This window comes from uncultured Gordonia sp. (assembly GCF_937858515.1).
Lineage (GTDB): Bacteria > Actinomycetota > Actinomycetes > Mycobacteriales > Mycobacteriaceae > Gordonia.
In genome coordinates this window covers 1-22,315 of record NZ_CALLZT010000145.1, presented here as the reverse complement: position 1 = coordinate 22,315, position 22,315 = coordinate 1, and the positions used below count along the sequence as shown (strand labels likewise).

18 protein-coding genes and 1 pseudogene are annotated in these 22,315 nt (G+C 64.6%); 1 reads left to right on the top strand and 18 read right to left on the bottom strand.

Annotation, left to right across the window (positions count from 1 at the left end; all coding sequences use genetic code 11):
• The 9 genes from Q0627_RS14080 to Q0627_RS14040 all read right to left on the bottom strand — a co-directional run.
• On the bottom strand, nucleotides 1-1,748 hold a 1,748-nt coding region (locus Q0627_RS14080), incomplete at its 3' end, for an Ig-like domain-containing protein (RefSeq protein WP_298810818.1).
• A gap of 187 nt (nucleotides 1,749-1,935) precedes the next feature.
• Nucleotides 1,936-3,213, bottom strand: a complete 1,278-nt coding sequence (locus Q0627_RS14075) for a LuxR C-terminal-related transcriptional regulator (RefSeq protein ID WP_291019460.1) — start codon at nucleotides 3,211-3,213, stop codon at nucleotides 1,936-1,938.
• Between the two features lie 8 nt (nucleotides 3,214-3,221).
• A complete protein-coding gene (locus Q0627_RS14070; protein ID WP_298810814.1) occupies nucleotides 3,222-4,058 on the bottom strand; it encodes a hypothetical protein in 837 nt (278 codons plus the stop codon).
• Nucleotides 4,055-6,592 carry a LuxR family transcriptional regulator gene (locus Q0627_RS14065; RefSeq protein ID WP_298810811.1) on the bottom strand — a complete coding sequence of 846 codons (2,538 nt, stop codon included), beginning with the start codon at nucleotides 6,590-6,592 and terminating at the stop codon, nucleotides 4,055-4,057. Before Q0627_RS14065 ends, Q0627_RS14070 begins: the two co-directional genes overlap by 4 nt.
• A gap of 74 nt (nucleotides 6,593-6,666) precedes the next feature.
• Nucleotides 6,667-8,001, bottom strand: coding sequence for a lipopolysaccharide biosynthesis protein (locus Q0627_RS14060; protein WP_291019469.1), 1,335 nt, complete (start codon nucleotides 7,999-8,001; stop codon nucleotides 6,667-6,669).
• Between the two features lie 98 nt (nucleotides 8,002-8,099).
• Nucleotides 8,100-8,909, bottom strand: a complete 810-nt coding sequence (locus tag Q0627_RS14055; protein WP_291019472.1) for an SDR family NAD(P)-dependent oxidoreductase — start codon at nucleotides 8,907-8,909, stop codon at nucleotides 8,100-8,102.
• A 114-nt stretch (nucleotides 8,910-9,023) separates the two neighbouring features.
• Nucleotides 9,024-9,491 carry a hypothetical protein gene (locus Q0627_RS14050; RefSeq protein ID WP_298810807.1) on the bottom strand — a complete coding sequence of 156 codons (468 nt, stop codon included), beginning with the start codon at nucleotides 9,489-9,491 and terminating at the stop codon, nucleotides 9,024-9,026.
• A gap of 2 nt (nucleotides 9,492-9,493) precedes the next feature.
• Nucleotides 9,494-10,912 (bottom strand): hypothetical protein, encoded by a 1,419-nt coding sequence (locus Q0627_RS14045; protein ID WP_291019477.1) that lies wholly within the window; start codon nucleotides 10,910-10,912, stop codon nucleotides 9,494-9,496.
• 44 nt (nucleotides 10,913-10,956) lie between these two features.
• Complete coding sequence (locus tag Q0627_RS14040) at nucleotides 10,957-12,105, bottom strand: SPFH domain-containing protein (RefSeq protein ID WP_291019480.1); 1,149 nt, start codon at nucleotides 12,103-12,105, stop codon at nucleotides 10,957-10,959.
• 657 nt (nucleotides 12,106-12,762) lie between these two features.
• Between Q0627_RS14040 and Q0627_RS14035 the strand changes: the two genes are divergently transcribed.
• Nucleotides 12,763-13,854 carry an HPP family protein gene (locus Q0627_RS14035; protein WP_291019487.1) on the top strand — a complete coding sequence of 364 codons (1,092 nt, stop codon included), beginning with the start codon at nucleotides 12,763-12,765 and terminating at the stop codon, nucleotides 13,852-13,854.
• 112 nt (nucleotides 13,855-13,966) lie between these two features.
• On the opposite strand, the gene Q0627_RS14030 is transcribed toward Q0627_RS14035, so the two are convergent.
• The 9 genes and pseudogenes from Q0627_RS14030 to Q0627_RS13990 form a co-directional block, all read right to left on the bottom strand.
• Nucleotides 13,967-17,131 carry a helicase HerA domain-containing protein gene (locus Q0627_RS14030; RefSeq protein WP_291019490.1) on the bottom strand — a complete coding sequence of 1,055 codons (3,165 nt, stop codon included), beginning with the start codon at nucleotides 17,129-17,131 and terminating at the stop codon, nucleotides 13,967-13,969.
• On the bottom strand, nucleotides 17,132-17,770 hold the full coding sequence (locus Q0627_RS14025; RefSeq protein WP_291019493.1) for a hypothetical protein: 639 nt from the start codon (nucleotides 17,768-17,770) through the stop codon (nucleotides 17,132-17,134).
• 37 nt (nucleotides 17,771-17,807) lie between these two features.
• A complete protein-coding gene (locus Q0627_RS14020) occupies nucleotides 17,808-18,791 on the bottom strand; it encodes an endonuclease domain-containing protein (protein ID WP_298810798.1) in 984 nt (327 codons plus the stop codon).
• Nucleotides 18,792-19,119: 328 nt separating this feature from the next.
• Nucleotides 19,120-20,300: pseudogene (locus Q0627_RS14015) on the bottom strand (IS1380 family transposase); the annotation flags it as partial.
• A 320-nt stretch (nucleotides 20,301-20,620) separates the two neighbouring features.
• Entirely contained in the window at nucleotides 20,621-20,830 is a 210-nt protein-coding gene (locus Q0627_RS14010; RefSeq protein ID WP_291019498.1) for a CopG family transcriptional regulator, read from the bottom strand.
• A gap of 54 nt (nucleotides 20,831-20,884) precedes the next feature.
• Nucleotides 20,885-21,019: a hypothetical protein gene (locus tag Q0627_RS14005; protein WP_291019501.1), complete on the bottom strand. Its 135-nt coding sequence runs from the start codon at nucleotides 21,017-21,019 to the stop codon at nucleotides 20,885-20,887.
• Between the two features lie 2 nt (nucleotides 21,020-21,021).
• Nucleotides 21,022-21,174, bottom strand: a complete 153-nt coding sequence (locus tag Q0627_RS14000) for a hypothetical protein (RefSeq protein ID WP_291019503.1) — start codon at nucleotides 21,172-21,174, stop codon at nucleotides 21,022-21,024.
• Nucleotides 21,175-21,204: 30 nt separating this feature from the next.
• Complete coding sequence (locus tag Q0627_RS13995) at nucleotides 21,205-21,633, bottom strand: type II toxin-antitoxin system VapC family toxin (protein WP_291019505.1); 429 nt, start codon at nucleotides 21,631-21,633, stop codon at nucleotides 21,205-21,207.
• Nucleotides 21,630-21,848 carry a hypothetical protein gene (locus tag Q0627_RS13990; RefSeq protein WP_291019507.1) on the bottom strand — a complete coding sequence of 73 codons (219 nt, stop codon included), beginning with the start codon at nucleotides 21,846-21,848 and terminating at the stop codon, nucleotides 21,630-21,632. Before Q0627_RS13990 ends, Q0627_RS13995 begins: the two co-directional genes overlap by 4 nt.
• Nucleotides 21,849-22,315: the final 467 nt, after the last annotated feature.

Genomic DNA, 22,315 nt, shown 5'->3' with positions numbered 1-22,315 from the left:
ACGACGGTGATGTCGACGGTGCCGTTGTTGGCGTCGTCGGCGGTGATGATGATGGTGGTGGTTTGGGGTGCGCCGGGTGTGGCTGCGTTGTGGCGGGTTTGGGGGGTGGGGGTCCAGGTGAAGGTGTCGGGGTTGGTGGTGTCGAAGTCGATGCTGGTGTCGAGGCTGGTGAAGGTGACGGGGTCGCCGTCGGGGTCGGTCACGATGTTCGAGAGCCCGGTGACGATGACTGCGCCGGTGACCGTGTCAGCTGTACCGACCGCCAGGGTGTGTGTGGGATCGATGACCGGGGGCTGATTGGTTGGCACCGTGGTGTTTTCGGGGACGTTGATTGTGACGGTGCGGTTGTGGGGGTTTTGTCCGGTGAGTAGACCCAGCAGGCTGGCAAGGCCGTGGACGTGGGGCCCGTTGTCGGAGATGGTGACCGCGAATTGGTCGGCGGCGGTGCTGCCGGGGTTGGCGACGTAGCTGATGGTGCCGTCGGTGTTGACGGTGGCGGTGCCGTGGGTTGCCTGGGTGGTGACGGTGGTGGTCAGCGGGTCGCCGTCGGCGTCGGTGGCGTTCAGGCTGATGGTGTAGCCGTCGGTGGTGGGTGCCAATGTGGGTGCGGCGTTGGGGGTTTGGTTGTTCACCAGGGATTGGGTGCGTTGGATCCACCAGAGCAGGGTCCAGGGGGCGGGGCTGGTGAGCGTGGTTGTGGTGGTGGGTCCGCCGGTGGGGGGGATGCCGAGGAACGTCAGCAGGGTGGCCAGTGGTGCGGTGTTGGTGGTGGTGCCTTGTGGGGTTGCTGTGGTGGTTGCGAAAAATGTTGCGTTGCTGAAGGTTTGGGGTGTATTCGAGGTTTCGGTGGGATCGGGGATGCTGGGGGCGGAGAAGCTGAGGAGCTGCGGGCTGCTGGGTGGTTCGGTGGATTCGGTTGGTTCTGTGGTGTTTTCGGATGGGTCGGTGTCGCTGGTGCGGGATGCCGAGTCCTCGCTCGCCGAGTTGGTGCCCGCCGAGTTAGTGCCCGCCGAGTTAGTGTTCGTCGGGTCGGTGTTGGTCGAATCGGGGCTGGTGTAGTTGGCTGATGGGGCGGTGGGTGGCGTCCAGGATTGGCCGTCGCTGGTGTCTTGGGTGCCCTGGTATCCCTGCTGTGAGTCACCCGAATCAGAGTTGGCCGTCGAGGCGTAGGGCTGATAGGTGCTGGTGTCCGGATTGCTGCTGGTCGGGGAGGTGATGTCGGTCTGGGTGCCGGCTGAGGCGCTTCCGGCGTCCGATGATCCGCTGGTGGTGGTTTCGGTGCCACCCCCGGACGTGTCGACCTCCGGTATTCCTCCTGATCCGTCACCGCCCGGTGATGTGGTCTCGCCGGAGTCGCTGCCGACGGACGAGTCGACTCCGGACGCACCGCTGGAGTCGGTTCCCGACTCACCGGAGGAGTCGGACTCACCGGAAGAGTCGGAGCCGCCGGAGCTATCAGAACCGCTGGAGCTATCAGAACCGCTGGACGAGTCCGCACCGCCGGAGGCTGAAGAACCGCCGGAAGCAGTCGGTGACGACGCTCCCGACGACGATTCTCCCGACGACGACTCTCCAGACGACGATTCTCCCGACGACGAGTTGGACGTGCCGCTGGAGTCACTCTGTGAGGACGTCCCGGACTGCGAACCCGTGTCGTCGTCGGCGGTGGCCTGTCCGGGATTGAGGAACAGGCTGACACCGGCGGCGGCCGCGATGAGGCGGGCACGGTTCTTGTGCGAGATTCGCATGCTGATACTCCAGGCTTTGCAGACGTTTGGAGCAACGCTCCCAGGGTAGACATGGCTACCGGTACCTCACCCGACTACCTAGTTTGTGCGGAGTACTACTCAGTCCGCAGTACAAACTGGTCAGAAGGGGTACTTCGGACAGGTAAAGGTCTGAAAATGTAACCCTTCGGGCGACAGCGGGGTCCGGTCACCAGGTGTTGAGACGCTCCCGGACGCGCGATCGGTAGGCTGTCACCGTCGATGGACGGATGCCCAGTGCGTCCGCCACATCTATGCGGGAGCGGCCCCCGGACGTCATAGCGTAGATCTCCAACTCGCGTGGCGACAGGTTTGTATTCAGCTCGGCCGCGCGGATGGCGGGGGACAGGAAGTCATCGGCCAGACTGCGAAGGAACGTCAGGCGCGGCGAGAGTTCGCGGGCCTTGTGCGGCAAGCCCGCGCTGCGTAGCGCAATGATCGCGTGGGCAATTGCGTCGGCGGCGAACGGGATGTAACCGAGTTCGACGAAGCTATCGCTGACCAGACGCAACCGGGCGGCATCCGCGTCGAGGAGCGCGTCGGCGTGGGCCACCATGAGTCCGGTGAGAGGACCTTCCCCGCGCCTGCGAGGCTCGCACAGTTCCACAGCCGCATCCCGATCACCGAACCGGACGGCCCAGTACAGGTTGTTGACGCCATCGGCGACCTGTTGGTGCGCGAACGAAATCTGCGCTGCTTCGCGGAACCGTGCGATCGGAATGGTCACCTCGCCGGCGGCGGCACGCGCGAAACCGTCACTCAGAATCGGATTCACATCCGGCCATTCGCCGCTGCGCAGGGTTGCCACCTCGCAGCGTTCCTGTGCCCACCGTGCGCCGTCCACATCGCCGAGCATCGCCCGGACACCCGCGAGCATCGCCGCGACGCCACGACCGAGACCATTGCGGTCGTCGGCGGGCAGCGCATGCAGACAATCGAGGGCAAGGCGCCGCGCCTTGCCGAAGTGCCCACGGGCCACCGCAGCCGACGACATCGTCCCACACGCCAGTGCGCGGGGAATCGACTGCAATGCAACGGTATCGGCAAACCTTGCGGCCACCTCGTCTGCCGCGTCGAGGTCGCCACCGCCGATGTGGGTGAGTGCGAGAGTTCGCAGCGCGCCGACACCCACGAGGGGCCCGGACACAGACGCCAAGTGCAACGCATCGTGGCCGACCACCACCGGACGCCGGGTCTCGCCGAGCCTGCGCAACACCTCGGCCTCGGTGAACCTGGCCAGCGCCGCCCACGCCATGCCGTTCCATTCGCCGGTCAAACATGCTCGGGCACTGGACAATGCCTCGGCCTGGCGACCGGCGTTGAGCATCGTCGTCGCGCGCATCGCGTGTATCGCGCCAAGCAGCGCGGGCTGGGTAATCCGGTTCCCGAACGTGTCCAGCAACGCCAGCGACCGGTCGTGCTCACCGGTCGCGGTCGTGTAGTGCACACACGCCGTCACCAAATATCCGGACTGTCATCGATTACATCGGAAAAACCGAGATCCGCCACCGCGGACACCGGCAATGGGGTGAGCAGGCTCAGAAATTCCAGCAGCCCGATTGCCTGCGGCCCGGCGGCGTCGATGGCCGACCCGACCACCGCCTCCAATTCTCTCGACACCGCGAATCCCTCAGCGATGCTGATTGTTCCGTCCTCCCAGCGGTGCACCGCACCCGCCGAGACCGAACCGGCGACGAGGTGCCGGGCGTATAGCGGATTGCCCCCACTCGCGGAATGCAATCTCATCACATCGGCGTAATCCATGGGAGCCCCGAGGTATTGGCCGATGATGGTGGCGAGATCGTCGTGCGAGAAGGCGGTCGGCTGTACCACCATGGCGCGTGCCGCCGACAATGCCGACGTCAGCGCGGGCTCGGCACCGTCGAGTTCCGGTGATCGCGACATCACGATCACCCCATCGTGGATATCCGACTGAATAAGTTGTGCGACAACCATTGCCGACGCCGCATCGAGTAGTCCGGCATCCTCCACGGCGAGCACTGCGCGACGATCGATGAGTCGCTCGGAGAGGTTCGTGACGATTCGCATCACATCGCCCGCACCGTCGACAGGCATCAGCGTCGACAGCGCGGCCAGGGGAGTCTGCCGGGTGGACGCTGATCCGACCAGCCACTCGATCGGGCGGTCCGACGACGCGACGACCGCGCGGGTCAGGCTCGTCTTCCCGATCCCCGCCGGACCGGCGACGATCACCGGCCGTCTCTTCTTCAAAGCCCCTGCGACAAGGGATGATTCCGTCGGCCGGGGCAGGTGCGGCCACACTCTGCTCACGCCGAGGGGCTCCACACGTCGGCGGCCTCACCACGCGAACGCACGCCGAGCTTTGCGCACACCCGCAACACATGTCCCTCGATGGTCCGTACCGACAACTCGAGCCGGTAGGCGATCTCCTTGTTGGACAATCCCTGTCCCACCAATTCGATGATCTGCCGCTCCCGTCCGGTCAGCCGGTCGTCGGCCTCGACGCGCAATTGCGCCGGCGACCTCAGCGAACCGATCCGGGAGATCAGCGAGCGGACATGGGCCCGGGCCGCCCCCGCCCGCGCGCCGTCGCGCGCCTCATCGAAGGCCTCCGCGGCCTGCGCGGCGGCATCTGCGGCCGCAGGCAGGTTGCCGGCCGTCTCGAAGTCCCTGGCGACGGATCTGAGCGCACCGCCGTCGCGGGCCTGCCAGGCATCGGCGTAGCGAACCGTCAGACCGAACCTGCTGAGCGGATTATGTTGCTGTGCAAGCAAACGCAACGCAGTCGGCACACATGCCTGGTCGGGCGCGCACAGTCTGTTGGCCAACTCGGTGTAGTCGGCCGCCACCGCGGGCGCACCGCACGCGACCGCATCGTGGGCGGAGTCCTGCAACAGTTCGACCGCGTCGTCGACCCGATCGCCGGCGACCAGCACCCACGCTTGGCTGATGACGGCGATCGAGGTGAACGACGCCAGCGCGGCCTCGTCCGGCATCGTCTCGTCCGGTACCAGCTCGTCGGGCAGCGTCGGGCCCGGTGGTGCCGATATCGGTTCGGCGACTTCGATTTCGACGATTCCGGATTCCATCGCCGCGATACGGGCGAGCAGTCCGGTGAACAGATTGTGGCCGACAGAGTCGACGAAGATCTCCGCACCTTCGTGCAAGCAGGCACGTGCCTGCGCGAACTGGCCGGATTCGACATAGGTCGCCGCCGCCACCAGCGCCGCCATGGCACGGACCCGGGGTGCTGCGGTCCGAGTGCCTTCGAGCAGCCGGTCGGCGTGTTCGCATGCGCGAGCAACATTTCCGCACTGGCGAAGGGCCACCACCAGGGTGCCGCGGGTGTACAGATCGAGTACGGCGTCCTTGCCCGTCGGGCCGGGGCTTGCCCCGTCGGGGTTGACGACGGCCAGAATCGCACGCACCGCCTCGATGTTCCCGGCGACGGCGAACGCGTTGGCGTACAGGATTCCCACCCACGTACCCACCACCCGGTCGGAGCTGAGTGCTGCGGTGACCGCGGAAATCGGGGTGTCGGTGAGGCTGCACAGTTCCCCCGGACCGCGGGTCGCCCACACCTCCGCGCATCCGGCGACGGCCGCCAGCGGCTGGCACGCACCGGACGGTGAGGTGAGCAGTTCGCGTACCGTCGTAAGGTCGGCCTCGTGCAGGGCGGCCCAGCCGACGGACTGCGGAGGTGTGGGGCAGGCCTTGCCGAGCCGGATCCCGGCATGATGCTCGCCCCTGCGCAGCGCGGCATCGGCGGCGGCCGCGAGTCCCTCGACATCGGGTCCCAGGGTTTGCAGGGTGAGTTCGCCCGCCAGAATCAGGATCGGGTCGGTCTTGTCGGGTGACGACGAGGGACCGGCTCGGCGGATGGTTTCCAGGCATCCGTCGGCCAGCTTGGCCGCCCACTCCGCGGAAGCCAGACTCGGTGTCACCGAGGCGGCGTACGAGGCGAGATACGGTTTGCGCAGGCGCACCCGATGCTGATCGGCGTCGAGAATCCCGGTCTGCTCGGCGGCCAGCAGGTCCTCTACCGAACACACCGACTGTAGCGCCTGGATCGGAATGGCTCCATCGCAATAGGATTCACATGCCACTGTTGCCACAGAAAGCGCCGACACCACCCTGCGCACCGGCTCGGGGAGCGCCTCGAACTCCGCGCACGACCGATCTCTGAGCGCCGGGGTGAGTGCGGGAACCCACTGGAATACGGCGATCTCACCGATCCCCAGCCAGCAGCCCCGGGCGATGGTCAGTTCCACACCTTCGATGAATGCCGCGGGAGTACCGCCCGCCCACCGCAGGAGCCGCGCGACACCCGTGACGGTCGGAACGCTGCCGAGGGCATGCCGGACGTAGCTGGTCGCATCCTCGATGGTCAGGTCGGCCAGATCCAGGCGCGGCAGATGGCCGTCCTTCCACAGCGCGGAGATCGACGCGGGAGCGGTTCGTTCTGGTGTTTCGGTGCTACATGCGAGAAATGCCGGGATGCTGTCGTGGACGATCAGCGCGTGCAAGATGGCCGCGGACTCGTCGTCGAGCAGGTGCGCGTCGTCGACGACGAGCGTCGAACCCGACGTCAGCAACTGCACCGATATCGCCCACCGCGCCGAGTCCCGCGCATCGCCGGACGGGACGGCGAACGAGTAGCGCAAGCTGCCGAGGGTGCCGGATACCCGGGTGAGTGGACCGTCGACTCCGGCCACCAGTTCCGACAGAGCGGTCGTCTTACCCGACCCGGCACCGCCGACGACGACGCAGCCGGCCGGAAATACACGATGGCCGGCCGTCGCCCGGTCCAGTGCCTGGGCGGCCCGCAACTCGGCAAGAGACATCAACACACCTCACATGATGAATCCACACTGAACCGTAGGGTAGATATCGACGCGATGTTAGCCCGAACGGTGTCTCACCGCGCGGGTATGTCGCGGCCTTGATCGGCTGCCGATGGGTCGCGCAGATCGATGCGCAGCCGGCGCCACAGCGGGATCGCGATCAGCAGCGAACCGGCCGTTTCGACCGCCGCATAGGTCCAGCCGACGCCGGCGATGCCATGCCGCGGGATCACCCACGCGCAGCCGGCGATGACTCCGATGGTGGACACCACCTGCAGCGCAACCGCCGGCAGCATGGTCCGATGCACGCGGCACAGGCAGGCGAACACCACACCGGGCGCGCTCGCGATCGGGACCAGCGCGGCCGACAGCATCAGCGCCCACGCGTTCTCGGCGTAACTCGGGCTGACCAGCCACAGCGCGATTGGTCCGCCCACTGCCAGCGCGGCCGATGCGGCCACGATGACCAAGCCGAACAGTCGCAGGAACCTGCCCAGCAGGGTGGCGAGTTGCTCCGGATGGGCGGCGGTCTCGGCGATGAACGGCCCGCACACCATCAGCACCGCCACCAAGATCGCCGACACGATGGTCCATGACACCGTGAAATACGCCGTTTCGGTGGCCCCGGCCTGCACCACCACCAGCAGCGGTAACACCAGTGGCGTGATGCTCGCCAGCGCCGCGATACTGAACGTGCTCGCGAAGTAGCTCCACAGTTCGCCGTTCGGCGGCAGCGTCGATTCGGTGCGGGACTGGGCGCGCACCGCCATCACCACCACCGTCTGCGCGACGAGCACCGCAACCGCAGCGGTGAGCACCCACGACACCTCGATCGCCGCGTGACCCGCTACTGAACCGCGGTCACCTGCGACGGTCAGGCCTAGGGCACACAGGATCGCGAGTTTCGCGACGGCGAAGGAGATGTTCTTGACCGCCGCCCAGCGGGCCGCGCGCAGCCCGACCAGGACCGAATCGGCCAGGGCGAACGCCGCGAGCGTCGCCACGCACAGCGGGAACAATGTCTTACCCGTCGTCGACTCGAACAGGTCGTCGGCGGGACCGACCGCGATGAAGACTGCGCCCAGGAGCAACGCGAACAGCCCTGTGACGACGTAGCCGCGGATCAGCAGGGCTCCGGTGCGGCGTCCGGCGAGCGGCAGAAAGCGTTCGTACAGCGCACCGAGACTCAGATTCGCCAGCGTCGACAACATGACCGCGGTATTGATGACCGCACCCGCGCGGCCCACCTCGGCCTCGACGAAGAAGCGGGCCGCCAGCGCCCAGAACACCAGGCCCAGGGCGCTGTTGATCAGCGCCGCGGCCAGCAGTGCCGTCGAATTGAATTCTAGGCTGTGCCAACGGGATCGGTCGCAGTTGTCGTTGTCGGGGTTCGGGTCGACGTCGGTCACGCTCGACGCGACCTGACCGTCGCGGTCCGGTAGGGGTTCGCCGCGTGGTTCATAACGCCGAATTTTGCCATCGGCAGGGTGGTTCAGAAGTTTGCGGTTCAGAAATCCGAGCCGCCGTCGACATTGAGATCGGCGCCCGTCATGTAAGTGTTGGTGCGGGAACCGGCGAATGCGATGACCGGTCCGATCTCGGACGGGAGACCGGCCCGGCGGATGAATGCGGGATGCCCGAACTCGGCGTCGATCGCGTCCATCACCGCGTACAGGTCATCGAGGTCGGGGCGGCGGTCGTCGGGCAGGCGTGAGAGGTAGTCACGCAGGCCCTGGGACAGGAACGAACCGGGGGAGACCGTGTTGACCAGGATCCCCTCGGGTGCCAGGGTCTGCGCGAGATTCTTGCTGACGCTGGTGAGCGCGGCCTTGGCGGCGGTGTAGGCGATCAGGGTGGGGGACTGACGACGCACCGAATGCGCGGATACATTCACGATGCGCGCCCACTCGGCCTTGCGGAGCAGCGGTAGCGCCGCTTCCACGCACTTGACGGCGCTGAGCGTGCCGATGTCGAAGGTGGCATGCCAGTTGTCGTCGTCGATGCTCTCGAGGGGGCCGATGCCGACGTCGATGGGACCGACGGCGTTGACCAGTGTGTTCACCACGCCCCAGCGTTCGCCGATGGTCGCGAATGCTGCGTCGATATCGGTTCGGCTGTTGAGGTCGGTGGGAATCGGCAGGACATCGGGGGCGCCGAGTTCGGTCAGCCTGGCGGCGGTGTCGTTCAGTCCTTGCTCACCGCGGGCCAGCAGCGCCACTTTCGCGCCCTCGGCAGCAACGGTTTCTGCTGCTGCCCGGCCCATTCCCTTGGTGCCCCCGTTGACCACCACCACCGCATCGGCAAATCCCAGATCCACGTGTCATCCTCTCTACTGTGCCTCTATCTGTTTACTGTAAGGCATTCAGTTGGGTTGACGGTTGGCTCCTGTGCTGGTTGAGGTGACCGGCTTTGCGGCGACGTCCATCGCTATCTACGAGAACGGATTCTGTTTGGTGACCTGCTCCAACTCGCCGACCTCGAGACGCCGACCGAGGATCAGCTTGCCCGACACCGATTCCAGCGCGGCGACCCACCATTCGGCGCGGTCGAGCACCGGCTGCGCCACCGCCCGGTCGACGGTGCTCAAAGTGACCAGACGTTGCGCGACGTCGTCGACGGTCAACTCGATCTGGACGCGGCCGTCGATCAGCGAGATATCGGTGCCGGTTGCGTTGTGCAGCGGTGTGACCGCGTCCCGGATTCGCCGGAACAGCCGCGCCTCCGGGGAATGCCCGAGCGCCCAGCCGTCGGGGGCCTCGATCATCTTGCCCGGGTAGAGCTGTGCCGACTGCTGAAGCTGGGTGCGAGAAGACTTGCGCAACATCAGGATCAGCGCGGCTGCCACGGCCACGGCACCGACGATCACCAGCAGAACGGCAATGATCACAAGAGTTCCCACCGCTACCTCACCGACTGTACGAGTATCACGATCGCCGTTATGGCGATGATGGCGGCGACGATCGCCGCAATGATCTTGACCTTGCTGTACGGCCGCGAACCCTGCACCTCACCGGTTACGCCATTGATGTACACCTGGAACGGTTTGGAGTCGTACACCACCGTCAGCAACCAGATCGGCAGCAGCAGATACCGGAACTGCAGCGGATTGAACCGCGATTCCGACGACGAGATGCGCTGCTTGTCACCGCCGATGTCACGGCGCACCGTGGAGGCGATGCGATCGTCGATCTCCTCGCGGCGGGCGACCTGAAAACCTTCCTCGGGTCCGATCTCGTAGGTGCGGGCCAGATGTCCGGCGAGGTATTCGCCGGTGAACGGGCGCGCCGTCTCGATCGGCCACGGCTTGAGCTCCTCGACACGTTTCGGATCGACACCGGTATTAGCCAGGGCTGCAACATCTTTGAAATTATCGACGACGTCGCCGCGGACATTGGTCCAGCGGGTGCGGGTTTCGGTGTGCCGGTCGTCGCCGCTACCGACCTCCACCGTGTAGTCGTCGCCGCGCTGACCCGTATAGCGGGTATAGGCGATGGTGTCGTAACTGAAATAGGAGAAATACACGCTCGAAAACGAGCCGAGGGTCCGATACTTCTTGAACTCCGTCGGCGCGAACCAGCGGGAATTGATCCACTTCTCGATGTTCTGCCGCGCCACCTTGTCGTCGACACCGAACGGGATCACCCCGTCGACGGGCAGCGTCTTGGGAGCGTCCTGGATATCGTCACGCTGAATCGGCGATGCACAGTACGGGCAGCGGGTGGCGGTCAGCGTTCCGGTGAACACCGTTGTACCACCACAGTTCTGGCACACCACCTGATGTTCGTCGGAGGCGGCCGGGTCGTTCGACGACAACAGTCCGCGGGTGTTGGCGGCGGCGACCTTCGCATCGCGGAGTTCGTGCAATCCCACCCGGGCGTCGGACCGGGCGATCTCCCTGGTGCTGTTGCAACTCGGGCAGCGCAACACCCCGGTCGCCGGATCGAACACCAGATTTCCGCCGCAATTGGCGCACGGATAGGTGCGGGTGTCCTCGGTGACATGATGCTGCCCGACCCGGCCCGCGCGCGGGTCCACCGGTGGTGCCATCGGTGGCCGTGAGTTGTTGGCGGGCATCGATGCGGCCTGCTTCGGCGGGCCTGCTTGTCGTGGCGGCATCGGCGGCGGGCTACCGGCACCAGTCGGTGGTAGCGGAGGCGGTGCGCCGTACGGAGGACGTGGTGGGCCACCGGATTGCGACGGCGACGGACCGCCGGACTGGAACGGCGGCGGTGCGCCGAACGGCGGTGGCGGTGGGCCGTCGGACGGCAGCGGCGGCGGGCCGTCGGACGGCAGCGGCGGCGGCGTGGGGGGAGTGGTCATCGGACAGTCCTCTCGAAAAGCCTTCTCGAAAAGAACGCGCGCGGTCAGGCCGGAGGCATCCGAGGAGGCAGCGGCGGCGGAACCGCCGGGAACAGCGTGGCGAGCTCGGGAACCTGTCCGGCCGCCGTCCACCCGGCCATGTTCGCCGCCCACACCAGCGTCTGCCGCGTCACCGCACCACCGGCGATGTACTGCTGCAACTGAGCGGCCGTGTAAGGTCCACCGGCCTGCCCGTTCTGCTCGACGTGGTACTGCGTCGCGGTAGGCAACGGAGGTGGTGCGGCGGCCGGAGCCGGGCCGGCCTGGCGAGGTCCGGCGACCGCACCGCCCATCTGCTGGCCGAGCGCCATGCCCATACCGGCACCGAGAAAATCGCCCACCGAACTTCCGCCCGGATTGTTGGCGCCCGCCACCATTGCCTCGCCGAGCTTGCCCTGCTGATAGCGCTGCATGTCGTCGACCTGATTGAGGAAACCCTGCTCCTCCACGCCGCGCGCCACACCACGGGTCATCGCCGCGGTGATCTCATCCGGCAGCGAGACATTGAGCAGAATGTCCTCGATGCCGAGGCCGTACTCGTCGTCGACACGTTCCTGGACGAACGCCTTCAGCTTCTGCGACAGCTCACCGACCTTGCCCTGCAGGTCGATCACGCCGACACCCGTCTGCAAGATCATGTCCGAGAACGCCTGCGCGATGATGCGCCGCAACAACTCCGAGATCTCATCGACGTTGACGTTGCTGTCGGTGCCGATCACCTCCCGCAGGAAGATCGCCGGATCGGCCACCCGCACCACACACATGCCGTTGGCACGGACCTGAACCATCTTGAAATCAGGGTCGCGGATGGTGATTGGGTTCGGTGTGCCCCACCGCAGCTCGGTCACCGGCCGGGTGTTGATGAAGTACACCTCGGACCGGAACGGGCTCTTGAACCCGTGTTTCCACCCCTGAATCGTCGACAGGATCGGCAGATTCTCGGTGGTCAGCTCATAGTTGCCGGGCCCGAACGTGTCCGCGAGCCGGCCGCGGTACACGAACACCGCCTTCTGGCCCTCCCGGACGATCAGCTGAGCGCCGTTCTTGATTTCGTTGTTGTAGCGCGGAAAACGCCACGCGAGCGTCGTGCGAGTGTCGTCGAACCATTCGATGATGTCGACGAGCTCGCCCTTGAGCTTGGAGATCACGCCCATGTCTTCGCTGTCCTCCGGTCGGTGTGCGTCAGGAGCGCTAGCCAGCGTAGTCACTTCGGGCGGGGTGTGGGAGGCGATGTCGTGTCAACGGATGAGTGGTGCGACCGATGTGCGAGCTATGTCCACCGCCGCGTCTTCGGCGGATGGTGGGCAGGAAGGGAACGGATTGATCGCCGCCAATTGGCATCTGACTTGACCGTGAGCTGCAGTCGGGAAGCGGTGCCCGGACAGATCGGCTGGGCGAGGTGGTCGATGGCGATGCACCAGACACCGGTGCCTGCGTCTCAATGCAGCCGTCGATGAACATGCTTGGGGACGTAACGGGGCCGAAGCAGCGCAGGCCGCTAAGTAAGCACCCGGAGTCATTTGCACGCGACAACCGCGTTGCTGAGGTGTCCGGCGGACATGTTGCGGTGGACGAGGAGCGTCCGGGTCGGCGGACCTGGCGTCGGTGCATGACGTATCGTTTGCTGCGGACTGTCACCCAAAAGGGTGAAATCCGCGTCGTCATCTTTCCCCGCCTCCGAAAAAGTGCTAATTCTTGTTGACCATATTTCAGTGGAAGAGTGTTCAAGTGTGGTGCCCTTCTGTTTTGGGTGGCATCAGGACTGAACTAGGTGGAAGTGGATCCAGCGTCCTATCGATACGAAGAGGATATTGAGCAAATTGTCAGGTTTTCCGCGTTCCTATGCTTCATCGTCACTCGACCGGGCAAAGATTGAAGGCTTAGCGAGAATGGCGGCATCGCAGACTCGCATACCACCGACGCCGTCCATCGGCTACGGCGACTATTCTCATGGTAGAGAGAAGGAGGTTGTTCTCGTAGGGCAGTGTTGGGTTCTCGATCGACGCACTTGGAATGGGCGCTTTTCGCTCCAAGGTGGTAGAAAGGAGCGGGAGGGGCACGACGACACGTACATAGTCCTTAATCAAAGCGGAAATCTACAGAAAGTTTGGATAAGCACTGAAGTGCAACTTTCTGGGCTAGAAATAGATCACTCGGAAATACGTGGAGATTGCGTTCCGATTAGTGATGCGGATATCCAGTCGTTCGACTTTGATCCATACTTCTACGATAGCCGCCGCCAGGATAAGTATGGTGCTTGGACGGACAGATTTGATCCAGAAAACAATGGAGTGGGAACCATGCGGTTCTTTCGCCAGGGTGATGGTATGGTAAAATTGCTCGAAGATGTTCGAAATGGCACGGCGTCATTGCCGAAAGTTTCTCCCGAGCATACCGAGGCGGCTTCAATGGAGCGTGTCCAAGCGCGTGCCAAGGCCAGGGCGGCTGACGAAGCCAAGGTATTGAAACAGAATCAAGATCTGATTCAATACCGCCGCAAATGCAAGGTTGCCAGTGTCGTGTTGTATATCGTCGCTGCAGTTCTGGTCATGAAATGGGTCGACCAAGTCATGAAATGGGGTGACTGGACCGGTGCTCCGGTCCTTGCCTGGCTGGTTGCAATCGCAGGTATGGGGTTTGCTGGTGCTGTGCACGGCCGACGTCATCCTAAAGGTCGTTTCAGTTCTCCAATTGTTGCCCAACTCTTATTCTGTTCCGCTGCAACGATAATCGCATTCTGGGATGAGTTTACAGATCCCAAGTTTGCGAACCCGGGGTTTGAATTGATATTCGTCGCGACGATGCTTATCGGTGTGCTCGTGGTGTTCTGTGGGTCCATCATAACGCTTGTCATCGCAATGATCTTGAATAACGTGTGTGGATACCCCCCGAAGTCTCGGTAGTTGGACGACTCGGCGCCTGCTCCGGGATGTTATAAGTCACGAAGTCCGGCGAGTCAGGTTTGTCATATCTAATGTGCGGTTTATGCGCGGGATGGCCAAACTCAGTGGTAGTTCAACGGCGGATTGACGATGCGCGGGCGATCGCGATGACCTCCTCCTCCGAAGGCGGGCTCGATGGGTGGTAGCTCAGGCACAGAGGGGTTTGGATCTTCGCGAAGGAACCACCGTCGACCGCCGCGTAGTAGATGCCTGTTTGTAGGCGGCCGATGTCCGAAACGTCGGAACTCTTGGCCGCGGCGAGTTCCTTGGCCGCACTGATGTGGACCGGTGATTGGAACCGGCCGAGGAATTGGTTCGACGCGTTTCCGGCGATCTTGGAATGCAAACCTTTTGGGGCTTGTGTCGCGAAGACGAGGCCCAGGCCGTACTTTCGCGCCTGTGCGGCGAGCGCGAGTGTGCTTTCGGTGCATGTCGTCGTGCGCTCCGAGGGGGCGAAGTTCTGGGCCTCGTCCATCACGAGTACTGCGCCGAGCGGTTTGTTGCCCGCGGGGTGCTTCTTGATCCAGGCAAAAAGTGCCATTTGTAACTGGGCGATGAAGTTGTTGCGCTTGTTCGTATCAGGCAAACCCGACAGGTTGATCACCGAAACCCTCGCGCGGTAGCCCGCCGGCGGTGTCAGCAGGACCGACGGATTGACCGGGTCGTTGCTGTACACGTGGTCGGTGATCAGATCGGATCGCAGATTGTCCGAGAGTTCCCGCCCGAGCTTGGGGCTGTCGGAGAATTCGCACAGCGTGTCCGGGAGATCGGCGAGCAGATCCACGAGAGTGTCGATGGTGCCGCCACCGGTGCGGCCGAAATGTTCGATGGCCTGTTTGAGGGTCGCGAGCAGCCGCTTGTGTTTGGCCGACTTGCCGATCGCGAGGGCTCGCGGTGCCAGCGCGCCCAATGCCGAGGCCACCGCGGCACCGAACTCGTCCGGGTCGTTGACCACCCCGGTGAAATCCGGAAGCATCTGGAAGCTCAGCGGCCGTCCTGACATCTTTCCCGGGGTGAACACGGCTACATCGGTGTTCGCGATGTAGTCACGAGCGGTCGCCGCGTCCTCGGCGTTCGGCCACTCGCGTGAACCCTGCGGCCATGGCTGTCCGAGGCGGGCGAGGTCGTTGTTGACATCGAGGACGATCGACGACACGCCGCGCAGGGCACATTCCTCGATGATCCGCCGGATGAGAACCGTTTTTCCTGAACCCGATCCGGCAAAAATGACCGTGTGCTTGCGCAGCGCCTCCAACTCGACACTGACCTCACGCGAGGTCAGGGCGCCGACCACCGACCCCAGGACGAAGCGATTCGACCGCGTCGGTGTCCGCGCAGGTCGAGGAGCCGGCAAGGGCGTGGGGTCCACGGAAATGCCGACTTGCGAGGTTTCGAGGCGCGTCGTCGCTTGCGCTCCTTGTACTTCAACCGACGGTGAACCGGCGGCCGGTTCTGAATTCGAGTCAGTGCTGGATAGGAGCGCATCGAGCCACGTCAGGCGTGACGCGGGTCGCCGGGATGTGACCCACTCACCGAAGCGATCGACTCGCTCGGCGCGCAGCGCCCGCAACGCGATCAGGATTCGGATGTCATCGGCAGACCATGAGAGAACGACGCCGCCTCGCTCGATGAACTCGTTGACCAGTGCCGCGGTTTTCGGCCCGGAGGGCCACGGAGTCTGCCGCAGGATCGCCAGGATGTTGAGTCGGCTGGTAATCCCAGCCGCGGTACAGGCCCTCGTCAGACGTGTCTGTGCCGCAATCGCATTTCCCGAGGCGATCGCACGAAATGACCACGACTGCTGCGCGTCGGTCTCGGGGTCGATGGTGCGACGCAGCCGCGCATGAAGATTAGGGCTCTTACCCGGCTTGTCGTCCCAGTGGTAGCGCTCGGCGCCGGCCGGCAACGCATCGACCCAGGCGGCCAGGCCGGCCATCAACAGTTCTGGAACGCGGGTGTCCTCCGTGGTCGGATCCAACACGGCCGCCGGATCGGCCACCGCGATCAGTTCGTCGAACCGACGGTCGAGCGCAGTGAGTCCTGGATCGTCGTGAAGCGGTTCTGGTTCGGTCACCTCCTCTTGTCGGAGCGACGTCATCTCGGTCAGCGTTCCTGACCGCAAGCACATCCCGATGTGCCGATCCGCGGCCTGCATCAGCGCACGCGGAGTGTAGTCGACGGATTCATCCAGTGCGGCGTCGCTGACCGGCCACGTCGGATACGGCGGGGTGAAGGCTGACACCTCGTAGAACCGGGTGAATCGTTTGGTGAGCAGGCAGCGGCCGAACCCGGTGGATGTCGGCCGCTGCAGCGGCGGCAGCTTGCGAAACCGGTCGACGACCGCACGAGGAGCATTGTCTTCGAGGATTTTCCAGGCCGCCGACAGGCACGACACGATTGATGTTGTGCGGCTGAATGTTTCGCGCAGCGTCATTAATCCGTGGGCGATATTGTCGACGGTGCTCTGGTTTGCATTGCCGTGGTGATCGGTCACGATGAGGGTGTCGAGCTGGTCGATTGCGAGCACTGCGGCATTGTCTATCGCCAGAATGCGCGAAATGTTCTCCACGACCTCCTGGTAGCCGAGCCTTCTGACTTGAATACCCCAGGTCTTCGCCTCGTCAAGGTCCTCAAGGTTGAGGAAGAGAAAAGCCGTTCCCAGGTCTTGGAGAGCGAAGTCCTCCGAGGCAATGAGGACGAGCGCTCGCAGGATGTGCTGTGAACGTCGGCGATGCACGGGGTGTCTGCGGTAGACGGCACGGACGAAACGTTCAAGAATGTCCGGAGACAGCGGTGCATCACCGACAATCGCCCGCAGGTCGTCGGGGGACATTCCGGCGTCGCTGCCCAGTCTGTCGAGCAACTGGACCAGCTGGGAGGAATGCGTCGGCGACGGCCGATTCAAGTCCTCGGTGATACAGACGAGAATCGACTCCCAGAACTTTTCACCATCGAGGAGCTTGGCGAGAAAGAAGTAGCCGCCCGCGTATTGCACGCGTTCGCGGACCTGGCCGAGAAGGTGCGTCTTGCCCGATCCTGCCGGACCCTGGATAACCACCCCTAGAGGACTCGCCGCACCGCTCACCTGCGCATCGCCGAACGACCGCAGCGTTTCGTCGATGACCGAGTCGTGCAGGCCATCGACATGCACCGGGGCCTGCGGCGCCCAGATGTCGTCGCGGGTGGTCGCCCAATCCAGCCTGATCGACTCGAGTGCGCGGCGGGTCCCGGTATCCATTCAGCCCTCGATCGCGAAAAGGTGGCAGAGTTGGTTGCCGACCCGGACCGCGGCGGCGCGATCATCGTCGGTGAGTGACGACTGTTGCTCGTTGGGCTCGAGGCGGACACCCGGTTCGCGCTGCAGGGCGACCAGGGTGTCATCGAATTCGTCTTGGGCTACATCGTTGAGCGCGGCGCGCAATTCGGCGACTCGCACCCAGGCGCCGGGGTGCGAACACAACGCGTCGTACGCTGCGCGCACGCGCGAAGAGAGGCCCGCCGCAGCAGGTGCTTCTGTTTGCTCCGGGGATGCTTCGACGCCGAAGACCTCCGACAGGAGCGTGTCGGTCGCACGCAGGTAACGGCCGATTCCGCGCAGGACCGCGGCCAGTGCTTTCTCGACTGTTCCCGAGCCCGGCGGCGTGGGTGAGTGGAGTTCGGCGGCACACCACGCCCAACCCGCGTCGGTCAGCGTGTGCACGTAGGTCCGTTTGACCAGTACCGACTCGACGAGGCCCAGATCGTTGAGTCTGTCCCGGCGCTCCTTTTTCATCTCCGGAGAGATCTGACTCAGATCGGGATTGCGGATGGGCTTCGCATGAGCCATCAAGGCGAAGAGGATGGTGCGTTCGGCGCGCGACGGTGCATCGGTGGTCACAGGGTGATCTTTCCTTATTATCAGGGCTATTACCCAGTCAACGGTCTGCTTTCCGCCGCCGGGTGTGCACCACTTCGCGGAGTTCGGCCACGACGGCTCCCACGTCGTCGAGGACCCGTTCGTTCGTGTAGCGCAGCACCAGGTGCCCGGCTATCTGAAGAAGGTTGTCGCGCAGGCGGTCCGCCGCATACTTCGGTGCGGCGCGGTGGTCGGCGCCGTCGATCTCCACGACCACTCTTTCATGCCGCCACTGGAGGTCGACGCGAATGGTCTGGGCCAGGAGGTCGAGGCCGTCGATGCCGCGGTTCCATACCCGCTCGTCCGCCCATGTCTCGTGGGTCAGCGCTCGTTCGAGGAGTTGCTCGGCCGGGCTGTTCGCGGCTGGACGGCCGGCGATAGGGGTGAGTGTGATTGTCCCCGGCTGCATCGCAGTCGTGGCACGCGTGGACCGGTCCGCGGGTCGGCGCATGCGATGCAGATCGATGCGCGGTATCCGCGTCAGCTGGTCGAACTCGTGGCCGATGAGCCATACCGTCAGGCGACCGGCATGTGCCAGCCACTCGGCGGCGGCACCGATGGCCGCGTCACAGTCGGTGACCTCGTTGTCCGCCGTAACGACAATGATGATCTCGTCGCGACCGTAGCTACGCCGAAGCAGATCGGCCAGACCCGACAATCGGACCTCGGTCGAGTAGTCGGATCGCGGTTGCGTGTTCGATGCGGCAGACCGGGCAAGGTCAACCACGAACGGTGAGTAGGCGGCGGTCTGTTTGCTCATACGCCGGGCGAGCGCAACCGCAGCCGCTACACCGAGCGAACTGCGATCAGTCGTGAGATCGGATCCCGGCAACCATGTCGGGTACAGATTCAGCACGGCGTTCTGAAGTTCCCCGGCGATCAGATCGACGATGGTCCGTGCATGGGTGTCAAATTCAGGCGGACGGAGTCCGACAACGATCGGACTGTCGGGGGCGTCGATCTCCATCAGTGCGTCCAGGTCGCCATGGTCGACACCGAACACACGGCGCACCTTCCCTGCTCGGATCGCCTCCTGCCACCACATAGGCTCGCCACCTTACTATCGTCGACTCATTGTCCTAAACCCACTTGTCCTAAACCCCACGAATAGCCCTCGGCATCACAATAAATGCGGTGCCGAGGGCTATTCGTGGGGTTTAGCCTCGAAATTTCATGAGGCGACCGTTGCCTGTTGAGTGGGCCGAGGTGGTGGTCTGAGGACCGAATTCCGGGCCGGGGCCGGGAGGGGGCGTCCGAGCGTCGGTGGCGTCGGGGTTCACGGCCCCGAAAGGCGTTGCCCTTCCTGCTTGGTGGTCACGGTGAGCCGTAGTTCAGTCGGGGGTGGGAAGTGCTGTCAGGGTGTGTATTCCGTCCAGGAGTAGTTGTAGGTGAGGCGCACCGGCGGCGAGTTTGAGGCGGCGTCGCCGGGCGTGGCAGGTGATGCGGGCCGCGACCGAAAACAGTCGTAGCCGTAGCGCTTTGGGTTCCCACCTACGGGCGGGACTGTGTGCCAGGGCGAGCATTTGGGTCCAAGCGAGTAACTCGCAGGCCAACTCGACGATGACGCACCAGATACGGTTCTGATCGAATCGGTGCAACGGCAGGTTACGCAGGCCGCAGTCCTTGGCCGAGCGGATGCGGTCTTCGCATCGGGCCCGGCGGCGGTGGCGCAACTCCAGCGCCGCCAGCTGCCCTGTGGTGGTGTTGGTGGCGAATGCGGTCAGCCGCAGTCCGTCGGAGTCGGTGAACCGCAGCTGCGCACCGGGATGGGGCCTTTCTTTCCGCACGATGACCCGCATACCGGTAGGCCAGGACGATAAGTCCAGCATGCCGGTCAGTTCAGCCACCCACGCCCCGTCGCGTTCGGTCCCGTCGGCGTCATAGGCCGGGGTCCACACCTGCGGCAGGAGTCGCCCGATCGCCTGCGCGGCGGTATGCGAGAGTCCGAAACCCACCGAATATCCCAGACCACGGCCAGTGAGGTAGTTCAGGAACTCGTGGGTGCCGCCGGCTGAATCGGTACGGATCAGCACCGACTGGGCCGGTGTGCGTACTTGGGTCAGAACCTGTTCGGTGACCCTGATGTGGTCGGCGGCGGTATTGGCTCCGGCGTTGCCGGGTCGCAGCATCATCGCCACCGGCTCGCCAGTGCCGCTGGGACCGTGATCAACGAACGCACACAACGGATGAAACCCGAACCCCCGCTTATAGGTTGGCGCCGCCGATTCCTTCTCCGAGTGCGCGGTCAGCACACTCGCATCCAGATCCACCACCAACAGCCCACCCTGATCGCAGTCGGCGTCTGGGGCAGCGTCCCCGGCCGCCTGCCATGCATGTGCCCGGCGTGCGCGCGGGCGGTGTTGATCGCCGCCACAACGGGCCCGGCATCAGCAGCCAGCGCGGTGACCAGCCTCGATACCGTCGGATCCGAGGCCACCGGGCCGAACACGTCCTGATCGGCACGCAACTGCGCGATGTCGGCCAGGCAGTCACCGCCGATCGCGACCGACACTGTAGCGGCCTGATATTCAGCCCTTTGGGCTACATCTTTGGGCGGCAAAGGGTTCGGGTGGCTCCGCATGCGGACGCCTATTGCACACGTGTGGGGACCGGATGATCGGTCATCCGGAGCTGCCGGTGCTTGCTGATCGACCTGGATGGTGTTTGCGCGCGCCTGCTGAGCGGGCACCTCGTGTGCCGGGTGAGCCGTCGCCGTCGACGATGCTTAGGATGGCAGCTCTTGCGAGTTGCTGGCAGGCTTCCGGGCGGAGGGTGAGCCGGGTTCCACGCCTCATCTGCTGGAAGGCCGCGGATGCCGGTGTGTGGGCCTGCTCAGGCCGAGTGGCGGTCGAGATATTTGACGAGTGCCCGGCGCATGATCTCGGCGGGTTTCACGCCTTTGGCTGCCGCCCGGCTTTCGAGGCGTGCTCGGATGTCGGCGGGTAGCAGGACGGAAGTGGTCGGCGCATTTCCGCCGGGCGATCGTCGTTCGAGCTGGCGCAGGCGATCATGGGAGCAGTACCCGGGAGCCGATCGGTTCACCGGGGTGGCCGACCTGTCGGTGGTCGCGGACTCAGGGCAGCGCTCCCAGCGTTTTCAGTCGAAGACGTCGCCGATTGTCTGCGCCGTGGCGGCGCGGCTCAGCCACGTCTCGAGCTGCTCGAGGTCTTCACAGCTCTGTACGCGCTCACGTACCGCGTCGGGAACGTCGATACCGCGGGCGCGGAGCACGGTCAGGACACCGACAGCATCGCCAGCTCCTGGCTCGACGCTGCAACATCAGCTTCAGCGATCACCGGAGCGAGAAACGGCCCCACTACGATCGGGGTGATCGCCGATCCCCGCCCGATCGGGATCGGTGGCGCCGCACCGCGCCACGCCGTCATCGACGCAGATCGTCAAGGCGCTCGCCGCCGCTACAGCGACTCTGGCAATAGCGTGAAGTGGCCGCCGGACTTCGGGACCATCGAACTGAAGTGCCGACGGTCGAATGTGGCGATCTCGCGGACGCCGAACCGCTCGGCTACTGCGACCACTGAGGCGTCGGTGCCGCCGAGTGGGAATGAGGCGAAGCGTCGGACGAGCTCGACCATGCGCGCGACGTCGGCCTCGGTGAGGTCGACGACAGTGAACGTCCCGTCCACAACCGAGTCCAGAAAGGCCGCTTCTACTTCGGGGCCGCCGTGCTCGTTCAGCCAGTAGCACGTCTCTGCCAACACCATCGGTGACAGTAGTATCCGTTCACCCGCCATGAGCAGGTCCCGGAACAGTGCGTTCGCAGCGAAGTAGTGGGCATCACGCGTATTCGTCAGCGCTACCAGTGGGCCGGTGTCGCAGACGATCATTGGTCGGTGCCGAAACCTCGCGCCAGGACAGAGTCGATGTACTCGGGCGTCGAGCCGTCGACCGGGCCGTCGGTGATCATGCCGACGAATCTCGGCGGCCACGTTCTCCGCCGACTGGGTTCAGACAGGCGACGGGCGTCTCGCAGCAAGACTTCCACCTGGTCATCGGGCAAATCGTTGATGAGGTGGATCAGTTCGTCGCGGTTTGCTGTCACGAACCCAGCGTAGCCGAGTCGGGTGTCGGCGGGCGGCGCGCGCGAGCCACTGGCTGTGTGGACTGCGCTCGATGGCAGGCTTGGCGAAACACCTGCTCGGTTGCTACCTCGCCGGGGCGTTTCCGGCGGCTTTCAGTCGAAGACGTCGCCTATTGCCTCCGCCGTGGCAGCCCGGCCAACCACGTTTCGAGCTGCTGGACCAGTCGCCGCAGGCACCGACCGGTGGCGATTTGGGTTCTGATCCGGGGTTCTCTACACTAGACCGGTTGCCTGGGTGAACTGTGCCCCCGGGAGCCACAACTTCATACCTGAGACGGTGCCGGCGAAAAGCCAAGGGCATCTTCTCGGGGAGAACCTGCACAACTGTCCACTTCGTGGAAGGCCCACCGGGGGAGTGTTCGCACCACCTCGCTGTATGGGAACCACTACGAGAAAGGTTGACGGTCAACCATGACCATGACTGACCC